This is a genomic window from Corallococcus sp. AB049A (assembly GCF_003668885.1).
GTDB classification, from domain to species: Bacteria; Myxococcota; Myxococcia; order Myxococcales; family Myxococcaceae; genus Corallococcus; species Corallococcus interemptor.
Genome location: NZ_RAWL01001284.1, coordinates 1 through 414 on the forward strand (window position 1 = coordinate 1; position 414 = coordinate 414).

The 414-nt window shown below is 42.3% G+C and carries 1 protein-coding gene; it reads left to right on the forward strand.

The window, feature by feature from the left end:
• Window positions 1-196: 196 nt before the first annotated feature.
• Window positions 197-414, forward strand: a 218-nt coding sequence (locus D7X55_RS45220) for a hypothetical protein (RefSeq protein WP_233610479.1), incomplete at its 3' end; no start/stop codon positions are given.

Genomic DNA, 414 nt, shown 5'->3' on the forward strand with positions numbered 1-414 from the left:
CAGTTTGAATCTACCTATGACTCTGCTACGCATTCAGATCCCCTGGCCGACATTTTCAAAATTCCTGATAATGATTTTTGGGTTGAAGAACAAAGAGAATTTCGTACAGTTTCAAGCGGCGTTCCGGTACTTATGGCCAATATTTTTCGTTGGTGATAACATTTCATTCTAGGATGGTCTTTTGCAGGATAGAAACTTGGATAATTTTGTTAGGGATTCTGTAGAGTTATTCACTATGAACTGGACTATGGTAAAGCACGCTTGTGACAGGGAAATAGAGGACGATGAGGGAAGAGGCTCTAGAGTTCTCAAGCCCACCGAAATGAGCGGCCATATTGATGCATCACCACGCGCGTTAGACAAAATGAAAATGCAAATGACTCAAGGAGGACACAAAGGATCTCCTCCTACTAC